The sequence below is a fragment of the Streptomyces sp. JK94 genome (genome assembly GCF_053613315.1).
Map to the genome: position 1 here is coordinate 121,720 of NZ_JBSICH010000014.1, position 20,435 is coordinate 142,154.

Annotated in this window: 19 protein-coding genes; 2 read left to right on the forward strand and 17 right to left on the reverse strand. The window is 71.3% G+C overall.

The annotated features are described in order from the left end of the window. Positions 1–6: 6 nt before the first annotated feature. Positions 7–1,269 (reverse strand): histidine--tRNA ligase, encoded by a 1,263-nt coding sequence (hisS, locus tag ACVV2G_RS13705; RefSeq protein ID WP_453842954.1) that lies wholly within the window; start codon positions 1,267–1,269, stop codon positions 7–9. Between the two features lie 13 nt (positions 1,270–1,282). Then, on the reverse strand, positions 1,283–1,990 hold the full coding sequence (locus ACVV2G_RS13710) for an MBL fold metallo-hydrolase (RefSeq protein WP_453842955.1): 708 nt from the start codon (positions 1,988–1,990) through the stop codon (positions 1,283–1,285). A gap of 183 nt (positions 1,991–2,173) precedes the next feature. On the opposite strand from ACVV2G_RS13710, the gene ACVV2G_RS13715 reads away from it, so the two are divergent. Both ACVV2G_RS13715 and ACVV2G_RS13720 read left to right on the forward strand, forming a co-directional pair. Beyond that, complete coding sequence (locus ACVV2G_RS13715) at positions 2,174–3,025, forward strand: peptidylprolyl isomerase (protein WP_453842956.1); 852 nt, start codon at positions 2,174–2,176, stop codon at positions 3,023–3,025. A gap of 135 nt (positions 3,026–3,160) precedes the next feature. Continuing rightward, on the forward strand, positions 3,161–4,390 hold the full coding sequence (locus ACVV2G_RS13720) for a DUF349 domain-containing protein (RefSeq protein WP_453842957.1): 1,230 nt from the start codon (positions 3,161–3,163) through the stop codon (positions 4,388–4,390). 125 nt (positions 4,391–4,515) lie between these two features. Here the strand turns inward: ACVV2G_RS13720 and relA are convergent, their stop codons facing one another. The 15 genes from relA to pgsA form a co-directional block, all read right to left on the reverse strand. After that, positions 4,516–7,059 (reverse strand): GTP pyrophosphokinase, encoded by a 2,544-nt coding sequence (gene relA, locus ACVV2G_RS13725; RefSeq protein ID WP_453842958.1) that lies wholly within the window; start codon positions 7,057–7,059, stop codon positions 4,516–4,518. Positions 7,060–7,229: 170 nt separating this feature from the next. Then, a complete protein-coding gene (locus ACVV2G_RS13730) occupies positions 7,230–7,778 on the reverse strand; it encodes an adenine phosphoribosyltransferase (RefSeq protein WP_453842959.1) in 549 nt (182 codons plus the stop codon). Then, positions 7,775–8,905, reverse strand: a complete 1,131-nt coding sequence (gene secF, locus ACVV2G_RS13735; protein WP_453842960.1) for a protein translocase subunit SecF — start codon at positions 8,903–8,905, stop codon at positions 7,775–7,777. Before secF ends, ACVV2G_RS13730 begins: the two co-directional genes overlap by 4 nt. A gap of 1 nt (position 8,906) precedes the next feature. Further along, on the reverse strand, positions 8,907–10,718 hold the full coding sequence (secD, locus tag ACVV2G_RS13740) for a protein translocase subunit SecD (RefSeq protein WP_453842961.1): 1,812 nt from the start codon (positions 10,716–10,718) through the stop codon (positions 8,907–8,909). A 132-nt stretch (positions 10,719–10,850) separates the two neighbouring features. After that, the gene (gene yajC, locus ACVV2G_RS13745) at positions 10,851–11,351 is read right to left on the reverse strand and encodes a preprotein translocase subunit YajC (RefSeq protein WP_453842962.1); all 501 of its coding nucleotides are present in this window, start codon (positions 11,349–11,351) and stop codon (positions 10,851–10,853) included. Positions 11,352–11,526: 175 nt separating this feature from the next. Then, positions 11,527–12,600, reverse strand: coding sequence for a Holliday junction branch migration DNA helicase RuvB (gene ruvB / locus ACVV2G_RS13750; protein WP_453842963.1), 1,074 nt, complete (start codon positions 12,598–12,600; stop codon positions 11,527–11,529). Between the two features lie 34 nt (positions 12,601–12,634). Beyond that, the gene (ruvA, locus tag ACVV2G_RS13755; protein WP_453842964.1) at positions 12,635–13,240 is read right to left on the reverse strand and encodes a Holliday junction branch migration protein RuvA; all 606 of its coding nucleotides are present in this window, start codon (positions 13,238–13,240) and stop codon (positions 12,635–12,637) included. Further along, positions 13,237–13,884, reverse strand: a complete 648-nt coding sequence (gene ruvC, locus ACVV2G_RS13760) for a crossover junction endodeoxyribonuclease RuvC (RefSeq protein WP_453842965.1) — start codon at positions 13,882–13,884, stop codon at positions 13,237–13,239. The genes ruvA and ruvC overlap by 4 nt, the downstream gene beginning before the upstream one ends. A 116-nt stretch (positions 13,885–14,000) precedes the next feature. Then, complete coding sequence (locus tag ACVV2G_RS13765; protein WP_453842966.1) at positions 14,001–14,753, reverse strand: YebC/PmpR family DNA-binding transcriptional regulator; 753 nt, start codon at positions 14,751–14,753, stop codon at positions 14,001–14,003. A gap of 48 nt (positions 14,754–14,801) precedes the next feature. Then, entirely contained in the window at positions 14,802–15,410 is a 609-nt protein-coding gene (pdxT, locus tag ACVV2G_RS13770) for a pyridoxal 5'-phosphate synthase glutaminase subunit PdxT (protein ID WP_453842967.1), read from the reverse strand. 12 nt (positions 15,411–15,422) lie between these two features. Further along, positions 15,423–16,271, reverse strand: coding sequence for a pyridoxal 5'-phosphate synthase lyase subunit PdxS (gene pdxS, locus ACVV2G_RS13775; RefSeq protein ID WP_453843089.1), 849 nt, complete (start codon positions 16,269–16,271; stop codon positions 15,423–15,425). A gap of 374 nt (positions 16,272–16,645) precedes the next feature. Continuing rightward, entirely contained in the window at positions 16,646–17,188 is a 543-nt protein-coding gene (locus tag ACVV2G_RS13780) for a LemA family protein (RefSeq protein ID WP_453842968.1), read from the reverse strand. Positions 17,189–17,539: 351 nt separating this feature from the next. Beyond that, a complete protein-coding gene (locus ACVV2G_RS13785) occupies positions 17,540–18,703 on the reverse strand; it encodes a glycosyltransferase family 4 protein (protein WP_453842969.1) in 1,164 nt (387 codons plus the stop codon). Continuing rightward, positions 18,700–19,629: a phosphatidylinositol mannoside acyltransferase gene (locus ACVV2G_RS13790; protein ID WP_453842970.1), complete on the reverse strand. Its 930-nt coding sequence runs from the start codon at positions 19,627–19,629 to the stop codon at positions 18,700–18,702. The genes ACVV2G_RS13785 and ACVV2G_RS13790 overlap by 4 nt, the downstream gene beginning before the upstream one ends. Next, positions 19,626–20,294, reverse strand: a complete 669-nt coding sequence (pgsA, locus tag ACVV2G_RS13795) for a phosphatidylinositol phosphate synthase (protein ID WP_453842971.1) — start codon at positions 20,292–20,294, stop codon at positions 19,626–19,628. The genes ACVV2G_RS13790 and pgsA overlap by 4 nt, the downstream gene beginning before the upstream one ends. Positions 20,295–20,435 lie beyond the last annotated feature (141 nt).

The window sequence follows — 20,435 nt, forward strand, 5'->3', positions numbered from 1 at the left end:
CGGCCGCTAGCCGAGCCGCGACTCCAGCTCCGCCACGATCTCGTTGACACCGATCGCGGTCTGCTCGCCGGACTCCATGTCCTTGAGCTGGACGACGCCTTCGGCGAGGTCGCGTTCGCCGAGGACCAGCGCGTAGCGCGCGCCCGAGCGGTTGGCCGCCTTCATGGCGGCCTTCAGGCCCTTGCCACCGTAGGAGAAGTCGGCGGCGACGCCGTTCTTGCGCAGCTCGGTGACCTTCGAGAAGAGGACCCGGCGGGCCTCCTCGCCGAGCGGGACGGCGAAGACGGAGGTGGCGGACGAGATGTCCAGTTCGATGCCCTCCGCCTCCAGGGCGAGGACGGTGCGGTCGACGCCGAGGGCCCAGCCCACGGACGGCAGGGCCGGTCCGCCGATCATCTCGGACAGCCCGTCGTAGCGGCCGCCGCCGCCCACCGCGGACTGGGAGCCCAGCCCGTCGTGGACGAACTCGAAGGTCGTGCGCGTGTAGTAGTCCAGGCCGCGCACCAGCTTCGGGTCGTCCTCGAAGACCACGCCCGCCGCCGTGATCAGCTCGCGCACCTCCTCGTGGTACGCCTTGCAGGCGTCGCACAGGTAGTCGCGCAGCAGCGGGGCGTCGGCGAGCTGCTTCTGCACCTCGGGGCGCTTGTCGTCGAGGACGCGCAGCGGGTTGATGTCGGCGCGCCGCAGCGTCTCCTCGTCCAGGTCCAGGCCGCGCAGGAAGTCCTGGAGCGCGGCGCGGTAGACCGGGCGGCACTCCTTGTCGCCCAGGGAGTTGAGGAGGATGCGGAAGTCCTGCAGGCCCAGCGCGCGGTACGACTGGTCGGCCAGGATGATCAGTTCGGCGTCCAGCGCCGGGTCCTCGGCGCCGATGGCCTCGGCGCCGACCTGGGAGAAGTGGCGGTAACGGCCCTTCTGGGGGCGCTCGTAGCGGTACTGCGAGCCCGAGTACCAGACCTTGACCGGGAGGTTGCCCGCCTTGTGCAGGTTGGCCTCCAGGACGGCGCGCAGCACGGGTGCGGTGGTCTCCGGACGCAGGGCGAGCCTGTCGCCGCCCCGGGTCTCGAAGACGTACATCTCCTTGGTCACGATGTCGGTCGACTCACCGACGCCGCGCGCGAAGAGCTCGACGTTCTCGAAGCCGGGCGTCTCGATGTAGCCGTAGCCCGAGTTGCGCAGCGGGGCGGCGATCGCCTCGCGGACGGCCAGGAACTTCGCGGAGTCCGGCGGCAGCAGGTCGTACGTGCCCTTGGGGGCCTTGAAGGTGCTCACGGAAGGTCTCTCGTCACATTCCTCGTCGGGGCGCCTCGGGAGCGCCCTGGCCGGCCGCCACCTGCCGCAGATACGGGTTGGTGGCGCGTTCCTGGCCGATGGTCGTCTGGGGGCCGTGCCCGGAGAGCACCACGGTCGAGTCGTCGAGCGGCAGGCACACGCGTGCCAGGGACTCGAGCATGTCGTCCATGGAGCCACCGGGGAGGTCGGTGCGTCCGATGGAGCCGGCGAACAGCAGGTCGCCCGAGAACATGACCGGCGGGATGTCCGCCGTCCCGGGCAGGCCGAAGGTCACCGACCCCTTGGTATGGCCCGGCGCGTGCGCGACCGTCAGGTCCATGCCCGCCAGTTCCAGCTTCGTGCCGTCGGTCAGTTCCTTGACGTCGTCCGGCTCCCCGACGGTCAGTTCGCCCATGAGCGGCATGCCGATGGTGCGGCCGATCCCCTTCTCGGGGTCGCTCATCATGTAGCGGTCGTCGGGGTGGATCCACGCGGGCACGTCGTGCGCTCCGCACACCGGGACGACCGAGGCGACGTGGTCGATGTGCCCGTGGGTGAGGACGACGGCGACGGGCTTGAGCCGATGCCTGGCGAGGGCTTCCTCGACTCCCTGGGCGGCCTGGTGGCCGGGGTCGATGATCACGCACTCCTCACCGGCGGCGGGGGCGACGAGATAGCAGTTCGTCCCCCAGGCCCCGGCGGGGAACCCGGCAATGAGCACGATCGTCCTTCGTTTGTGTCGGTTCGGGTGGGCTTGCGAACGGTCCGCGCCCATGGTCAGAGCCTACCGGCGGTGCCGTTTCCTCAGCGAACCCATATACGGTACGGGGCTACACGCCCACGGTCGGCTCATCGCACCCACGCGTACCGGTCGGCACACGAAGACGCACGAGGAGAGAACCCGGTGGTCACCCAGGAGCAGCGGCGGCGTCAGCTCGCCCGGGAGAAGTTCTTGCGGCAGCAGCAGCGACGCACCTCGGCGCGGCGCAGGGCGCGGATGCGCAACGCCGCGATCGCGTCGGTGCTCGGCGTGATCCTGATCGGCAGTGTCGCGCTGTACACGACCGGGGTGGTCCTGGACGACGACGACACCAGGACGAACGCGAACGCGGAGGCCACCCCGAGCGCCTCGGCGAGCAGCAAGGCGCCGGACCCGTGCGACAAGCCGGCCGGGGGCGAGGTCAAGACGCAGACCTGGGAGAAGGAACCTGCGATGACCATCGACAAGTCGGCGAAGTACACGATGAGTCTGGCCACGACCTGCGGCGACATAGACATCGACCTGAAGGCGTCGGCGGCGCCGCACACCGTCAACTCGTTCAGCTTCCTGGCCTCGAAGGGCTACTTCGACCACACCAAGTGCCACCGGCTGACCGACAGCGGCATCTTCGTCCTGCAGTGCGGTGACCCGCAGGGCACCGGCGCGGGCGGCCCCGGCTACACCATTCCCGACGAGAACCTGAAGGACAAGAGCCTCGAGGGCGACGTCTATCCGGCCGGCACGGTCGCGATGGCCAACCAGTACAACCCGCAGACGCAGGAGGGGCGCGACTCGGGAGGCAGCCAGTTCTTCCTGGTCTACCAGGACAGCCAGCTGCCGCCCGACTACACGCCGTTCGGCACCGTGTCCGAGGCGGGGATGAAGGTGCTCGAGAAGATCGCGGCCGCCGGGGCTCAGGCGCCCGACCCCACGACGGGGAACACCGCGCCCAACGCGACGGTCGTGATCGACAAGGCGACCGTCACGAAATCCTGACCCTGATCAGCGGAAGTTCGGTCGCGCGGGATGCGGACAGGCCGCCCGCCGGTCGCCTATGTTGGCCGTGACGAAACTGTGGACGATGCCCGGGGGCAGCGAAGCCCTCCGCCGGCATCATGTGGAGGAGGCGCTGTGAGCAGCGACCCGTGGGGCCGCGTCGACGAGACGGGGACCGTGTACGTGCGTACAGCCGACGGCGAGAAGGTCGTCGGTTCCTGGCAGGCGGGCTCCCCCGAGGAGGCGCTGGCCTATTTCGAGCGCAAGTACGAAGGCCTGGTTGTGGAGATCGGCCTCCTCGAGAAGCGCGTGAAGACCACCGACCTGTCGGCGAAGGACGCCCAGGCGGCCGTCGACCATCTGCGGGAGCAGGTCGACGCACATCACGCGGTGGGCGACCTGGAGGCGCTGCGGGGCCGTCTGGACAAGCTCGTCGCCCTGGTGGAGACGCGGCGCGAGGAGCGCAAGGCGCAGCGGGCGAAGCAGTCCGACGAGGCGCGCTCCGCCAAGGAGGCGCTGGTCGCCGAGGCCGAGGAGCTGGCCCGGTCCGACCAGTGGCGGGCGGCCGGAGAGCGGCTGCGTTCGCTGGTGGACACCTGGAAGGGGCTGCCGCGGCTGGACCGCAAGTCCGACGACGAGCTGTGGCACCGCTTCTCGCACGCGCGCTCGGCGTTCTCCAAGCGCCGCAAGCAGCACTTCGCGCAGCTGGACGCGCAGCGCGAGGAGGCCCGCCGGACCAAGGAGCGGCTGGTCGGCGAGGCCGAGGCACTGTCGAACTCGACGGACTGGGGGCCGACGGCCGCCCGCTACCGCGACCTGATGTCCGAGTGGAAGGCCGCCGGCCGCGCACAGCGCGAGCACGAGGACGACCTGTGGAACCGCTTCCGCGGCGCCCAGGACGTGTTCTTCGCCGCCCGCAGCTCGGTCTTCGCCGAGCGGGACGCCGAGCAGGCGGAGAACCTCAAGCTCAAGGAGGAGCTGGCCGGGGAGGCCGAGAAGCTCCTGCCGGTGACCGACCTGAAGGCGGCCCGCGCCGCGTTCCGCTCGGTGAACGAGCGCTGGGAGGCCGTCGGGCACGTGCCGCGCGACGCCCGGCCGAAGGTCGAGGGCCGGATGCACGCGGTCGAGCGGGCGCTGCAGGAGGCCGAGGAGACCGAGTGGCGCCGGACGAACCCGGAGGCACGCGCGCGGGCCGAGGGCCTGACCGGTCAGCTCCAGGCCGCCGTGGACAAGCTGCGCGCGCAGATCGAGCAGGCGCGCGCCCAGGGCAACGACGCCAGGGCCGACAAGCTCGCGCGCGAGCTGGAGGGCCGGCAGGCGCTGCTGGACCAGGCGCTGAAGGGGCTGCACGAGTTCGGCGGCTGACAGCCGCGGGCCCCGGCGAGGGGCCGGTGCGCGAGGGGCCGGTGGTCCCACCCGGCTTTCACTCGAAAGGGGGCTCCCCGTACGTTCCGTACGGGGAGCCCCCTTTCGAGTGCGCTGTGCGGGTGCTAGGAGGGCCTGCGCGCCGACGTCACCCGGTAGACGTCGTAGACGCCCTCCACGCCCCGTACGGCCTTCAGGACGTGCCCGAGGTGCTTCGGGTCGCCCATCTCGAAGGTGAAGCGGGAGGTGGCGACGCGGTCGCGGGAGGTCTGCACGGCCGCGGAGAGGATGTTGACGTGCTGGTCGGACAGCACCCGAGTGACGTCCGACAGCAGCCGGGAGCGGTCCAGTGCCTCGACCTGGATGGCGACCAGGAAGACGGAGGACTGGCTGGGAGCCCACTCGACCTCGAGGATGCGCTCGGGCTCCCGGGAGAGCGAGTCCACGTTCACACAGTCACTGCGGTGAACGGACACGCCGCTGCCGCGGGTGACGAAACCGATGATGGGGTCCCCGGGGACGGGCGTACAGCAGCGGGCCAGCTTGATCCACACGTCCTCGACGCCCTTGACCACGACGCCCGGGTCGGCGTTGGTCCGGCGTTTGCGGCCGCGACCGTGGGACGGCGGGACCGACTCGTCGATCTCCTCGGTGGCGGCCTCCTCGCCGCCGAGCGCCTGCACCAGCTTCTGCACGATGTTCTGCGCGGAGACGTGGCCCTCGCCGATCGCCGCGTACAGCGCGGAGATGTCCGAGTAGCGCATCTCGTGCGCCAGGGTGACCAGGGAGTCGCCGGTCAGGATGCGCTGGATCGGCAGGTTCTGCTTGCGCATGGCGCGGACGATGGCGTCCTTGCCCTGCTCGATCGCCTCGTCGCGGCGCTCCTTGGAGAACCAGGCACGGATCTTGTTCCGGGCGCGCGGCGACTTCACGAAGCCGAGCCAGTCGCGGGAGGGGCCCGCGCCGGCCGCCTTGGACGTGAAGACCTCCACCAGGTCGCCGTTGTCCAGGGTGGACTCCAGCGGGACGAGGCGGCCGTTGACCCGTGCCCCTATGGTGCGGTGGCCGACCTCCGTGTGCACCGCGTACGCGAAGTCCACGGGAGTGGCACTCGCGGGCAGCGCTATGACGTCGCCCTTGGGAGTGAAGACGAAGACCTCGTTGCGGGAGAGGTCGAAGCGCAGGGACTCCAGGAACTCGCCGGGGTCCTCGGTCTCCTTCTGCCAGTCCAGCAGCTGCCGCAGCCAGGCCATGTCGTTGAGGTGGTCGTCCTTGCCCTTGCCGGACGACCTGGGCGCGTCGGTGCGGACCTTGGACGCGCCGGCCACGGCCTCCTGCTTGTACTTCCAGTGCGCGGCGATGCCGTACTCGGCGCGGCGGTGCATGTCGAAGGTGCGGATCTGCAGCTCGACCGGCTTGCCGTTGGGCCCGATGACCGTCGTGTGCAGCGACTGGTACATGTTGAACTTGGGCATCGCGATGTAGTCCTTGAACCGCCCCGGAACCGGGTTCCAGCGGGCGTGGACCGTACCGAGCGCCGCGTAGCAGTCGCGGACCGTGTCCACCAGGACGCGGATGCCCACCAGGTCGTAGATCTCCGCGAAGTCACGGCCGCGGACGATCATCTTCTGGTAAACGCTGTAGTAGTGCTTGGGGCGCCCGGTGACGGTGGCCTTGATGCGGGCCGCGCGCAGGTCCTGCTGCACCTCGTCGGTGACGACGGCGAGGTACTCGTCGCGCTTGGGGGCGCGCTCGGCGACCAGGCGGACGATCTCGTCGTACATCTTGGGGTAGAGGATCGCGAAGGCGAGGTCCTCCAGCTCCCACTTGATGGTGTTCATGCCCAGGCGGTGGGCGAGCGGCGCGTAGATCTCCAGGGTCTCGCGCGCCTTCTTCTCCTGCTTCTCGCGCTTGAGGTAGCGCATGGTGCGCATGTTGTGCAGGCGGTCGGCGAGCTTGATGACGAGGACGCGTGGGTCCTTCGCCATCGCGACGACCATCTTGCGCACGGTCTCGGCCTGCGCGGCCTCGCCGAACTTGACCTTGTCGAGCTTGGTGACGCCGTCGACGAGGAGGGTGACCACGTCGCCGAAGTCGCGGCGCAGGTCCTCCAGGCCGTACTCGGTGTCCTCGACGGTGTCGTGCAGCAGTCCCGCCATCAGCGTGGCCGGGTCCATGCCCAGCTCGGCGAGGATGGTGGTGACGGCGAGCGGGTGCGTGATGTACGGGTCGCCGCTCTTGCGCTTCTGGCCGCGGTGCCAGCGTTCGGCGACCTGGTAGGCGCGCTCGATCTGGCGCAGCGTCGCCGTCTCGATCTTGGGATCGTTGCTGCGCACTATCCGCAGCAGCGGTTCGAGGACCGGGTTGTACGGGTTGGCGCGCTGCACCCCGAGCCGGGCGAGGCGGGCCCGTACACGGTTGGAGGAGCCGGAGCGGGCCGGCTGCCCGACGGGCGCGCGGACCACCGGTGCGTTCCGGTCGCGCTCGGGCGGGATCGGTTTGGGGCTGGGCTGCTGGTCGGCCGGCTTGTCCACGGGCGCCGAGGGGGCGTGCTGGATCGGCCCGTGCGTGTCGTTCTTCGCCTGCGGCGCGCTCGGTACGGGCTTCGCCGCGGGCGCCGAGGCGGACTCGGGCTTTGCGGCGGTCAGTGGCTGGGCCTCGTCTGGCAAGAGGACTCCTCGTGCGCGGTCCGGGTCCCCCGGTCAGGCTCCGGAATCCCCATGGTAGCGATCCTGCACTCCAGGATCGCCTTCAGGCCACCGTGAGGGCCGTCGGCCCGGCGCACCCGAGGCGGGCGCCGGATTCCTCCGGGCCCGCCTCGGGTGTGCGGTGCGAGCTGTCAGACCGTGAGCAGCGCCTTGAGCGGTGCCCCGGACAGGGCCGGCTCCAGTCGGGCCCGTCCGCCGAGGAAGCCCAGCTCCATCAGGACGGCGAGGCCGGCGACCTGCGCGCCCGCTCGGCGGATGAGCTCCAGTGAGGCCTCGGCGGTGCCGCCGGTGGCGAGGACGTCGTCGACGACCAGCACACGGTCGTCGGCACCGAGGTCCTCGGCGTGCACCTCGATCTCGGCCGACCCGTACTCCAGGTCGTACGCCTGGCTGAGGGTGGCTCCGGGGAGCTTGCCCGCCTTGCGCACGGGGACGAAGCCGAGGCCGGCCCGCAGGGCCACCGGGGCGCCCAGAATGAACCCGCGGGCCTCCAGACCGACGACCTTGGTGGCACGGGTGCGCTCGGCGACCTCGGCGAGCGCGTCGGTCAGCGCGGTGAAGGCCGCCGGGTCGGCCAGGAGCGGGGTGATGTCCTTGAACACCACACCCGGCTCCGGATGGTCGGCCACGTCCCGGATACGGCTGAGCAGCAGCTCGGTGATGTCGGTGGTCCCGGTCATCGGCGCTTCCCCGAGGGCCGGCCACGGCCCCTGACGCGGGAGGCCGGCTGGTTGCGGGGACCGACGACCGCGGCGGCCGCGTCCCCGGGCTCGTCGTCGTCGGCGGCGTCGTACCGCTCCTCGTCGACGGCGTTCTCCGCCGGCTCGCCCTTGGCCGCGGCCTGGGCGCGCTTGGCGAGGACGCGCTTCTTGAGCGCCTTCATCTGCGGCTCGGCCTCCTTGAGGTCGGCGACGAGCGGCGTGGCGATGAAGATCGACGAGTACGCGCCCGCGGCGAGACCGACGAACAGCGACAGCGAGATGTCGTTGAGCATGCCGGCGCCGAGGACACCGCCGCCGATGAACAGCAGCCCCGCCACCGGCAGCAGCGCGACCACGGTGGTGTTGACGGAGCGGACCAGGGTGCTGTTGATCGAGCGGTTGGCGATCTCGCCGTAGGTCCAGCGGGTCTGTTTGGTGATGTCTCTCGTCTGTTCCTTGAGACTGTCGAAGACCACGACCGTGTCGTAGAGCGAGTAACCGAGGATCGTGAGCAGACCGATCACCGTGCCCGGCGTGACCTCGAAGCCCACGAGGGCGTAGATGCCGACCGTGATGGTGATGTCGTGGATCAGCGCGACGAACGCGGCGAGTGCCATGCGCCACTCGAAAGCGATCGCCAGGTAGATCACCACCAGGACCATGAAGATCCAGAGGCCCTGCCACGCCTTGTTGGCGATCTGGTCACCCCAGCTGGGGCCGACCAGGTCGGCGTTGATCTTCTCCGCCGGGACGTCCAGCTCCTTGGAGAGCTCGCCCTTGATCCGGTCGGACGCCCCGGTGTCGGTGCCCGCGATCTGGATGCGCAGGCTGCCGTCGCCGAGCTTCTGGACGATCGCGTCGTGGCCGGAGGCCTCTTCGGCGTAGGTCTCGGCCTGGGAGACCGAGACGCTCATGTTCTTCGGGGTGGTGAAGACCGCGCCGCCCTGGAACTCGATTCCCATGTGCAGGCCGCGCACCGCCAGGCCGACGATGGCCGTGATGGTGATGAGGATGGAGATGCCGTACCAGAGCTTGCGGTTCTTGACGAAGTCGTAGCCGATCTCGCCATGGTGCAGTCGGGCGCCGAGGTTGCCGAGCTTTCCCATCTCACGCCTCCTTCGGGTCGACGGGGCCTGCGGCGGGACGCGCGGGACGGCGGGTGCGGCGCAGCGGCGGCTTGGCACCCAGGCTCTTCGGGTCGAGGCCGGACCACTTGTGGCCGCTCGCGAAGAACCTGCGCCGGGCCATCAGCGTCAGCAGCGGCTTGGTGAAGAGGAACACCACCACCACGTCGAGCAGCGTGGTCAGACCCAGGGTGAACGCGAAGCCCTGCACCTTGCCGACGGTGACGATGAAGAGCACCGCTGCGGCGAGGAAGGACACGAAGTCGGAGACCAGGATGGTGCGCCGGGCGCGCGGCCAGGCCCGCTCGACGGCGGGGCGCAGCGTGCGTCCTTCCCGGATCTCGTCGCGGACGCGTTCGAAGTACACGATGAACGAGTCCGCCGTGATGCCGATGGCGACGATGGCACCGCAGACGGCCGGCAGGTTCAGCGCGAAGCCGATGGCCGGGCCGAGCAGCGACATGATCACGTACGTGAGGGCCGCGGAGATCAGCAGCGAGGCGACGGCGATGAACGACAGGCCGCGGTAGTAGACGAGCAGGTAGAGAATGACCAGGGCGAGGCCGATCGCGCCGGCGATCAGACCGGCTTCGAGCTGCTCACCGCCGAGCGCGGCGGTGACGGTGGTGACGCTGTCCTCCTTGAAGGTCAGCGGCAGCGCGCCGTAGGACAGCATGTTGGCGAGGCCCTGGGCCTCCTCCTGGTCGAAGGTGCCGGAGATCTCCGCGCTGCCGCCGGTGAGCGCCTGGCTGACGTAGGGGTCGGAGACGACCTCGTTGTCCAGGACGATGGCGAACTGGTTCTGCGGGGACGGGTTCTGCGCCAGCTCGCCGGTGATGTCGGCGAACTTCTTGGCGCCGCCGTCCGTGAACTTCATCGTCACGGTCCAGCCGGCGGCGGTCTGCGTGTTGAAGACGGCCTCGGACTTGTCGACGTCGGTGCCGTCGACCGCTGCCGGGCCGAGGATGTACTTCTGCCACTGGCCCTGCGAGTTCTGGCCGCAGGCCACCATCGAGTCGCCCTGCTTGGCGCCGTCGCCCGCCTTGGCCCGGGCCGCCGCGTCGGTGCAGTCCAGTGCCGCGTACTTCTCCTGCAGCGCGGCGGTGGCGTCGTCTCCGGAGGCGTCGGCACTCGGGGAGGCGCTGGCGCTCGGGGAGGCTCCGTCGGAGGCCTCGGCGGACGGGCTGGCGTCGGCCTTCAGGGCGTCGCTGGCCGCGCGGCCCTGCGGACTGGAGCCGGCCGAGGCGGAGCCGGACGGCGCGTCGCTCGCCGTGTCCCCTTCGGTGGCCTCGTCCTGGTCGGCCGCGCCGTCGGTCGCCTCGTCGGTCGCCTCGTCCGAGGCGTTGCCGGTGGCGCTCGGCGAGGGGCTGCCGGTCACTCCCGCGCCGGACAGCTCGGTGGCGAGGACCGGGCGGAAGTAGAGCTTGGCGGTGGTGCCGACCTGCTCCCGGGCTTCCTCCGAGTTCGTGCCCTTGGGGATGTTGACGATGATGTTCCGGTCGCCCTGGGTCTGCACCTCGGCCTCGGAGACACCCAGACCATTGACACGGCGCTCCATGATCTCGACCGCGGTGTCCATGTTGGTCTTGTTGATCGCGGACTCCTGGCCCGCCTCCGGCACCGCGCGGAGCGTGATGCTGGTGCCGCCTGCCAGGTCGATGCCGAGACGCGGAGTCGTGTGGCCGGAGGCGAACATGCCGCCGGTGAGCGCCACGATGGCGATCAGAATCAGGGCCAGCGAGCGCCCGGGCCTACTCGGAGCGCTCGCGGCTCTTCCCTTTTTAGGTGCTACCACCTTTGCGTACTCCCTCTCGGGCCGCTCGCGCCGGGTAGGCGTCGCCGGCGGCCATCACATGGTGTCGGGATCCGTGCGAGCCGCGCGTCACACGGGAGCGCACGGGAACGGCCCGCACGCCCCGGAGCACGGCTACTTCGCCTCGGAACCGCCGTCGGACTTCTTCGCCTGCTCGTCCGTCTTCGCCTCGGCGGGCGCGGTGTCGGCCGTCGGCTCGTCGGCCGCGTCCTTCTTGCCGAGGTCGACGGGCTTGTCGTCGGAAGCGGCGGCGCCGTCGGCGGAGGCGTCGGTCTCGGTGAGGGAGGAGGCATCGTCCGGGACGATGTCGGCGTCGGACTTCAGGTCGTGCTCGATGCCGTGGACGATGCGGTTGTACTCGTCGTCGGTGAGGACGGCACCGATGCTGTTCTTGGCGAAGAGCAGCTCGACACCGGGGCCGGCGTCGAGGAGGACCGTGTCCTCGTTGACCTCCTTGACCGTGGCGTACATGCCCCCGATGGTGCGGACGCCGGAACCGGGCTGCATCTGGTTCCGCATGTCGACGGCCTGCTGCTGCTTCTTCTTCGCCGACCGGGTCATCAGGAACATGGCCCCGATGAGCACGATGAACGGGAGGAGGGTCACGAGACTCACGGGTCGGTACTTCCTTCACACGACCGCGATGGTGAGCGGCCTGATGGTTGGGGGTGTGTGCGCCACCGACATGGGCGGCATCGGCGGAGTCTAAGCGAGTCCGCGCGCATGGAACAACGCTCAGCATGGCACCGGGGTTCCTGCCCGGGCGAATGTCCTCCTCGTGACCGGGTCGTCACGCCCCGAACAGGTTCTGTTGTCCGTTTCCGGAATTCTGCGAACGCGGCGGGGTGAGGCCGAGATGCGCCCATGCCGCCGGAGTCGCGACCCGTCCGCGCGGGGTGCGGGCCAGCAGGCCCTCCCGCACGAGGAACGGTTCGGCCACCTCCTCCACGGTCTCACGCTCCTCCCCCACGGCGACGGCGAGCGTGGACAGGCCGACCGGGCCGCCGCCGAACAGCTTGAGCAGGGCTTCGAGCACGGCCCGGTCCAGACGGTCCAGTCCGCGGGCGTCGACCTCGTAGACCGCGAGGGCGGCGGCGGCGATCTCCTGGGTGATCAGGCCGTCGGCCTTCACCTGGGCGTAGTCGCGGACACGGCGCAGCAGGCGGTTGGCGATGCGGGGCGTGCCGCGGGAGCGGCCCGCGATCTCGGCGGCGCCGACGGTGTCGATCTCGACGTCGAGCAGGCCGGCCGAGCGGTGGATGACACGTTCCAGCTCGGCCGGGCCGTAGAACTCCATGTGCGCGGTGAAGCCGAAGCGGTCGCGCAGCGGGGGCGGCAGCAGCCCCGCGCGCGTGGTGGCACCGACCAGGGTGAAGGGCGGGAGCTCCAGGGGGATGGCGGTGGCGCCCGGCCCCTTGCCGACGATGACGTCGACGCGGAAGTCCTCCATCGCCATGTAGAGCATCTCCTCGGCGGGCCGCGACATGCGGTGGATCTCGTCGAGGAAGAGCACCTCGCCCTCCTGCAGGGAGGAGAGGATCGCCGCGAGGTCGCCGGCGTGCTGGATGGCGGGGCCGGAGGTGATGCGGATCGGGGCCGCCATCTCGGCCGCGATGATCATTGACAGGGTGGTCTTGCCGAGTCCGGGCGCGCCGGAGAGCAGCACGTGGTCGGCGGTCGCCCCCCGCGCGCGTGCGGCCCGCAGTACGAGGTCCAGCTGCTCGCGGACCTTCTCCTGGCCGATGAACTCGCCCAGGTCCTTGGGGCGCAGGGCGGCCTCCACCGCCTGGTCCTCCCCGTCGGCGGACGCACCGACGAGCCGATCGGCGGTGGCGTCGGGGTCGGTCGTGTCGTCCCAGTTCATGTCGGTGTGTGCCTCGGGGGTCGGGGGTGGCGGTTCAGCGGGCGCGGTTCAGGGTCTGCAGTGCCGCCTTCAGCAGCTGTCCCACCTGGGGTGCGCCCTCGGCGGCCTCGGCCTGGGGCGTCACGGCCGACACGGCCTCGTCGGCCTCGCGGGTGGCGTACCCGAGGCCGATCAGGGCCGCGTGCAGCTGGTCGCGCCAGCCGGTGGTGACCGGGGCTCCGACGGCGGGGGCGCCGACGGGCTCGCCCAGGCGGTCCCTCAGCTCCAGGAGCAGTTTCTGCGCGCCCTTCCTGCCGATGCCGGGGACGGCGGTGAGCGCCTTCTCGTCGCCGGTGGAGACGGCTCGGCGCAGGGCGTCGGGGCTGTGCACGGCGAGCATCGCCTGGGCCAGGCGGGGGCCGACGCCGCTGGCCGTCTGGAGCAGCCCGAAGACCTGGCGCTCGTCGTCGTCGGCGAAGCCGTACAGGGTGAGCGAGTCCTCACGGACGACGAGTGAGGTGGCGAGCTTGGCGGGCTTGCCGACACGGAGGGTGGAGAGCGTGTTCGGCGAGCACTGGACGGCCATGCCGACGCCACCGACCTCGATCACCGCGGCGTCGGGAGCGAGGGCGGCGACGGTACCGCTGAGGAAGGCGATCATGCGGTGCGGCCTTTCGGTGCGTGCGGGGCGGTCGGGGGCTGCTGGACGAGCGCGGGCCGCTCGGGCCGTGCGGCCCGCCGGGCGTCCGTGTCCGGCCGGGCGATGGCCGCCTGACGGGCCGGTGAGGTCCGCGAGGCGTGCCGGGCCACGGCCTGCTGGAGCCGGTTCTGCGCGGGGGCGCGCCAGATGTGGCAGATGGCGAGGGCGAGGGCGTCGGCGGCGTCGGCCGGTTTCGGGGGCGCGGCGAGCCGCAGCAGGCGGGTGACCATGGCGCCGACCTGTGCCTTGTCGGCGCGTCCGCTGCCGGTGACGGCGGCCTTGACCTCGCTCGGGGTGTGCAGGGCGACCGGGATGCCCCGGCGGGAGGCGCACAGGATGGCCACGGCGCTGGCCTGGGCGGTGCCCATGACCGTACGGACGTTGTGCTGGCTGAAGACGCGCTCCACCGCGACGTACTCCGGCCGGTGTTCGTCCAGCCACTGCTCGATGCCCTGCTCGACGGCGACGAGGCGGTGGCCGAGATCGGCGTCCGCGGACGTGCGGACGACACCGACGCCGACCATGGTGAGCGGTCGGCCCGCGACGCCCTCCACGACACCGACCCCGCATCGGGTCAGTCCCGGGTCCACCCCCAGTACGCGCACGTGCCCTCCCGTTCGATCGCCTGTTTGTGCAGGCTATCGGGTGCCACCGACAACGGCGGCGGGCCGGGGGGACGTGTCCCTCCGGCCCGCCGGAACCGTTCGTGCGCGCGGTGGCGCTACGCGTCGACCTTCTCCATGACCTCGTCGCTCACGTCGAAGTTGGCGAAGACGTTCTGCACGTCGTCGCTGTCCTCCAGGGCGTCGATGAGCTTGAAGATCTTCCGGGCGCCCTCCTCGTCCAGCTCGACCTGCATGGTCGGGACGAAGTTGGCGTCGGCGGACTCGTAGTCGATGCCCGCGTCCTGCAGGGCCGTGCGGACGGCGACCAGGTCGGTGGCCTCGCTGAGCACCTCGAAGGTCTCGCCGAGGTCGTTGACCTCCTCGGCGCCCGCCTCCAGGACGGCGGCGAGGACGTCGTCCTCGCCCAGGTCGCCCTTGGGGACGATGACGACGCCCTTGCGGTGGAACAGGTACGACACCGAGCCCGGGTCCGCCATGGAGCCGCCGTTGCGGGTCATGGCGACGCGGACGTCCGAGGCGGCGCGGTTGCGGTTGTCGGTGAGGCACTCGATGAGCACCGCGACACCGTTCGGGCCGTAACCCTCGTACATGATCGTCTCGTAGTCGGCGCCGCCGGCCTCGAGGCCACCGCCCCGCTTGACCGCGGAGTCGATGTTCTTGTTCGGGACCGACTGCTTCTTCGCCTTCTGGATGGCGTCGTAGAGCGTCGGGTTGCCGTCGACGTCGACGCCGCCCATGCGCGCCGCGACCTCGATGTTCTTGATCAGCTTCGCGAAGAGCTTGCCGCGCTTGGCGTCGATCACGGCCTTCTTGTGCTTCGTCGTAGCCCATTTAGAGTGGCCGGACATCTGCCTGTCTCCTTCGCGTAACCCATCTCTGCAACGAACGCAGGAATCCTACAAGGACCGAGCCGCGCGGTTCGCGCGCACCATGTCCGCGAAGAGCCGGTGCACGCGGTGGTCGCCGGTCAGCTCCGGGTGGAACGACGTGGCCAGCGCGTTGCCCTGGCGGACCGCGACGATGTGGCCGTCGTGCTCGGCGAGCACCTCGGCGGCCCCGCCCACGGACTCCACCCAGGGAGCGCGGATGAAGACGCCTTCCACGGGGTCGCCCTCGACGCCCCTGATGCCGACGGCCGCCTCGAAGGACTCGTTCTGCCGTCCGAAGGCGTTGCGGCGCACGATCATGTCGATGCCGCCGACCGTCTCCTGCCCGGAGCGCGGGTCGAGGATCTTGTCGGCCAGCATGATCATGCCGGCGCAGGTGCCGTAGACGGGCATGCCGTCCCGCACACGCGCGCGCAGGGGCTCCATCACTCCGAAGAGGACGGCCAGCTTGGAGATGGTGGTGGACTCGCCGCCGGGGATGACCAGGCCGTCGACCTCGGCGAGTTCTTCGGGGCGCCGCACCGGCCCGGCCGCGGCGCCGGCCGCGGCCAGGGCGACGAGGTGCTCCCGTACGTCGCCCTGGAGGGCCAGGACGCCGATGACCGGGGTGTCGCTCATGGATCCGGTGCCCTACCAGCCGCGGTTGGCGTAGCGCTCGGTCTCGGGGAGGGTGTCGCAGTTGATGCCGACCATGGCCTCGCCGAGGTTGCGGGACGCGTCCGCGATGATCTTCGGGTCGTCGTAGAAGGTGGTCGCCTTCACGATGGCGGCGGCGCGCCGTGCCGGGTCGCCGGACTTGAAGATGCCGGAGCCGACGAAGACGCCCTCGGCGCCGAGCTGGCGCATCAGCGCGGCGTCGGCCGGGGTGGCTACGCCGCCGGCGGAGAAGAGGACGACCGGGAGCTTGCCCAGCTCGGCGACCTCCCGGACCAGCTCGTACGGGGCGCGCAGCTCCTTGGCGGCGGCGTACAGCTCGTTGTTGTCGTAGCCGCGCAGGCGGGCGATCCCGCTCTTGATCTGGCGCAGGTGGCGGACGGCCTCGACGACGTTGCCGGTGCCCGCCTCGCCCTTGGAGCGGATCATCGCGGCGCCCTCCGCGATGCGGCGCAGGGCCTCGCCCAGGTTGGTGGCACCGCAGACGAACGGGGTGGTGAAGGCGAACTTGTCGGAGTGGTTGACCTCGTCGGCCGGGGTGAGGACCTCGGACTCGTCGATGTAGTCGACGCCGAGGGACTGCAGGACCTGGGCCTCGACGAAGTGGCCGATGCGGGACTTGGCCATCACGGGGATGGAGACCGCGCCGATGATGCCCTCGATCATGTCCGGGTCGGACATCCGGGCCACTCCGCCGTCCTTGCGGATGTCGGCCGGGACCCGCTCCAGGGCCATGACGGCGACGGCGCCCGCGTCCTCGGCGATCTTCGCCTGCTCCGGCGTGACGACGTCCATGATCACGCCGCCCTTGAGCTGCTCGGCCATGCCGCGCTTCACGCGGGCGGTGCCGGTCTCGGGGGCCTGGTGTGCGGAGAGCGTGCTGGACACGGGTACCTCGCTGAGGGAAGGGGGCTTCTGCAGTTCCGAGGAAACGCGACGCGACCAGGCCACAGCAAGGGCCAATGAGAAGGCGGTGGATCGTTTTCGGCGCACGGTGGGCGACGGCCGCCAGGGCCTGCCTGACCGTTCCCGTCTCGCCCGAAGGGCGGCTCCACGGCGTCAGGTGCGTGCTCACGGTGCGCCGGCCCCTGGCCGCGTACGGGAGGTACTCGGGTCAGGGGCCGGTGCGGCGAGAGTGCGTGCACGGCGCCGCGGAGCAGACGGGAATGGTCAGACAGGCCCTGCTGGGCGGTCCGCTCCTAGGCCGCCCGCTCCACCAGGGCCGTCGGCGTCTCGTCGTCCATCTCGAAGGCCAGCGGGAAGGGGGCGTGGCCGGCGAGGCGGAACCAGCGGACCTTGCGGTGCTCGCGGAGCCTGCGCGCCGCTCCCACCGCGTCGTTGTGGAACCGCCGGGCCATCGGCACGCGCCGCACGGCCTCGGCCAGCTCGTCGGCGGCCTCCTCTCCCCCGGGTGCCTCGCGCAGGACGTCCACCTGCTGGGGGTCGGCGAACACGGCCCGCAGGGCCTGGCTCAGGTCGCTCTCGGCGACCTCCCGCTGCTCCTCCTCGGCCTGACGCGCGGCGTGCGCGGCCTCGTACAGGACGATGGAGGCGGCGGGGTCGAGGACGCCCGAGGTGGCCAGTTCCTGGGCCACGGACGCCCTGCGCAGCAGTTGGGCGTCGAGTGCGGCGCGGGCGGCGTCGATCCGGGCGTGCAGCCGGTCCAGCCTCCCCGCCGTCCAGCTCAGGTACAGGCCGATCGCGACGAGGACGACCAGGATCCAGATCAGGGTTGCGGTCACGGGCCGCAAGCCTACGGGGGCGCTCGGCCGCGCGGGCGGGGACCTCGGCGCGGGCGCCGCCCAGGAGGCCGGGAGCCAAGCCCCTGACGGCCGCGGGCCTCACCGGAGCCCCCGGAAAGCGCACCCCCCGACGACCGCCGGCCTCACCAAAACCCCCGGAAAGCGCACCCCCCGACGACCGCCGGCCTCACCAAAACCCCCGGAAAGCGCACCCCCCGACGACCGCCGGCCTCACCAAAACCCCCGGGAACCGCACCATCCGCGGGGCTTCACCCCTGGCGCCCTCGCCCTCGGACACCGGACACCGGACGGGCCGGCAACCGGGGCCTCCTGGAGCGTGGCCCCCGGTCCTCAGTCCCTTGCCAGGCCGAAGCGCGCCCGCAGTCCCGTGGCCCGGTCGTCCGTCGCCACCGCCGCCGCGCCCGCCGTGACCGTCTCGTAGACGGAGAGGATGTCGGCACCGACGGTCGACCAGTCGAAGCGCCGTACGTGCGCGCTGCCCCGCGCCCGCAGCTCGGCCCGGCGTTCCGGGTCCGCCAGCAGCCGTACCGCCGCGCCGGCGAGCGCGTCGGCGTCCTCGTTGGGGAACAGCTCGCCGGCCGCTCCCCGGTCGAGGACCTGGGCGAAGGCATCGAGGTCGGAGGCGAGCACCGGGGCACCGGCCGACATGGCCTCGACGAGGATGATGCCGAAGCTCTCGCCGCCGGTGTTGGGCGCCACGTACACGTCGACGCTGCGCAGCAGGCGTGCCTTGTCCTCGTCGCTGACCATGCCGAGGAACTCCACCCGGGAGCGCAGCTCCGGCGGCAGGCTCTCCACGGCCTCCTCCTCGTCACCGCGCCCGGCGACCAGCAGACGGGTCCGCGGGCGGGCGGCGAGGATCTTCGGCAGCGCCCGCATCAGCACCGGCAGGCCCTTGCGGGGTTCGTCGATGCGGCCGACGAAACCGATCGTGTCCCCCTGCCACTCGGGCTTGGGCTCGGCACCGGCGAAGAAGTCGACGTCGACGCCGTTGGGGATGACGACCGCGTCGCCGCCGAGGTGTTCGACGAGCGTGCGGCGGGCGTACTCGCTCACCGCGATCCGGGCGCTGATCTTCTCCAGGGCGGCCTGCAGGATCGAGTACGCGGCGATCATCGCGCGGGAACGCGGGTTGGACGTGTGGAAGGTCGCCACGATCGGGCCCTGCGCCGCCCAGCAGGTGAGCAGGCCGAGCGAGGGCGAGGTCGGCTCGTGGATGTGGACGACGTCGAAGGCGCCGTCGTGCAGCCAGCGCCGTACCCGCGCCGCCGACAGGAAGCCGAAGTTGAGCCGGGCCACCGAGCCGTTGTACGGAACCGGCACCGCGCGGCCGGCCGAGACGACGTACGGGGGCAGCGGGGTGTCGTCGTCGGCGGGGGCGAGGACGGACACCTCGTGGCCGAGGCGGACGAAGTACTCGGCCAGGTCCCGGATGTGGAACTGGACGCCACCGGGCACGTCCCAGGAGTACGGGCAGACGATGCCGATCCTCACGAGGCACCCCGTTCGCGGTCCGCGGGTGCCTTCGCCGGGTCGAGGTCCTTCAGCCACAAGCGCTGGAGCATGTGCCAGTCCTCCGGGTGGTCGGCGATTCCCGTGGCGAAGGCGTCGGCCAGCGCCTGTGTCATGGCGGAGGTCTTCTCGGCGCGGGTGCCCGACTCGGGAACCTCGACCGGCGGATGGACCCGGCCCCGCATGACGGGCGAGTCGTCGTACCAGAGCGTCGCCGGCAGCAGGCGTGCGCCGGTGTGCAGCGCCAGGAGGGCCGGTCCCGCGGGCATCCGGGCCGTCTCGCCGAAGAAGTCGACCTCCGTGCCCGAGGCGGACAGGTCGCGGTCGGCGACCAGGCAGACCAGGCCGCCGTCGCGCAGCCGCCGGGCCAGGGTGCCGAAGGCCGAGCCGCCGCTGTGCGGCAGCACCTCCATGCCGAGGCCCTCGCGGTAGGCGACGAAGCGGTCGTAGAGGGTCTCCGGCCTGAGGCGCTCGGCGACCGTCGTGAAGGGGATGCCGAGCCCGGTGGTGAGCCAGGCGCCGGCGAGGTCCCAGTTGGCCAGGTGCGGCAGGGCCAGGACGACGCCCTTGCCCGCGTCCAGGCCGTCGGTGAGGTGGTGCAGGTCCTTGACGGTCACTCCGGCCCTGATCCGCTCCTCGCTCCACGCCGGGAGCCGGAAGGACTCCATCCAGTAGCGCAGGTACGAACGCATGCCCGTGCGCGAGAGCGCGGCGAGCCGCTCGGGGCCCGCGTCCGGCACCACGCGCGCGTAGTTGCTCTCCAGCCGCCGTACACCCGGGCCGCGCCGCTTCCAGGCGAGGTCCGCGATGCCGCGGCCCAGCCGCACGGCGACCGGCTCGGGGAGCTTCCTCACGGTGCTCCAGCCGGCGCCGTACAGGGCGTCGGTCAACCGGTCCCGAGCGCTCACGTGGCCGCCTCGGTGCCCTGGCTCCGCTGCGCGGCGGCGTCCGCCTCGGCGGCTTCCCGGCGCACCGTGACGACGCGCTGGACCAGCGTGACGAGGCTGCCGACGGCGACGATCCACAGGGCGATCGGCAGCAGGTACTGGATGCCCGGCACACCGAACGCGTGCAGCCCGGCGAGACCCGCGGCGACCAGCGAGACGACGAGCCGTTCGGCGCGCTCGACCAGTCCGTTGACGGCGACCGGCAGGCCGATGGACTCGCCGCGCGCCTTGGTGTACGACACCACCTGGCCGCTGGCCAGGCAGAAGATCGACACGGCGCACAGCACGTTGTCGTCACCGGCGCCCGCGTACCAGAGGGCGAATCCGCCGAAGATCGCGCCGTCGGCCACCCGGTCCAGCGTGGAGTCCAGGAACGCGCCCCAGCGGCTGGAGCGGCCGAGCTGGCGTGCCATGTTGCCGTCGACGAGGTCGGAGAAGACGAAGAGCGTGATCACGACCGTGCCCCAGAAGAACTCACCCATGGGGTAGAAGACCAGCGCTCCCGCGACCACACCGGCGGTGCCGATCAGCGTGACCGTGTCCGGACTCACGCCCCGGCGGATGAGAAACGCGGCGAACGGTGTGAGGACACGCGTAAAAAATGCACGCGCGTACTTGTTCAGCATGGCCTTCCCGACGGTCGGTGTGGCCGCGGCCCCTGCTGGCCACCGGCTGGCCCATCGTAGCCACGCGCGCGGGGGGACGACGGCCGGGCACCCTGACCCCCGGCGGGCGGGCGGCGGGATCGCGCCGCTCGTATGGACGGC

Excerpts from the sequence above, each read along its gene's own strand:
- ACVV2G_RS13730 (WP_453842959.1), bottom strand. The coding sequence starts at position 7,778 with ATGACCGGGACCACCGACATCACCGAGCTGCTGCTCAGCCGTATCCGG.
- secF (WP_453842960.1), bottom strand. The coding sequence starts at position 8,905 with ATGGGAAAGCTCGGCAACCTCGGCGCCCGACTGCACCATGGCGAGATC.
- ruvB (WP_453842963.1), bottom strand. The coding sequence starts at position 12,600 with ATGAACTGGGACGACACGACCGACCCCGACGCCACCGCCGATCGGCTC.
- ruvA (WP_453842964.1), bottom strand. The coding sequence starts at position 13,240 with ATGATCGCCTTCCTCAGCGGTACCGTCGCCGCCCTCGCTCCCGACGCC.
- ACVV2G_RS13765 (WP_453842966.1), bottom strand. The coding sequence starts at position 14,753 with ATGTCCGGCCACTCTAAATGGGCTACGACGAAGCACAAGAAGGCCGTG.
- pdxT (WP_453842967.1), bottom strand. The coding sequence starts at position 15,410 with ATGAGCGACACCCCGGTCATCGGCGTCCTGGCCCTCCAGGGCGACGTA.
- pdxS (WP_453843089.1), bottom strand. The coding sequence starts at position 16,271 with ATGGCCGAGCAGCTCAAGGGCGGCGTGATCATGGACGTCGTCACGCCG.
- pgsA (WP_453842971.1), bottom strand. The coding sequence starts at position 20,294 with ATGCTGAACAAGTACGCGCGTGCATTTTTTACGCGTGTCCTCACACCG.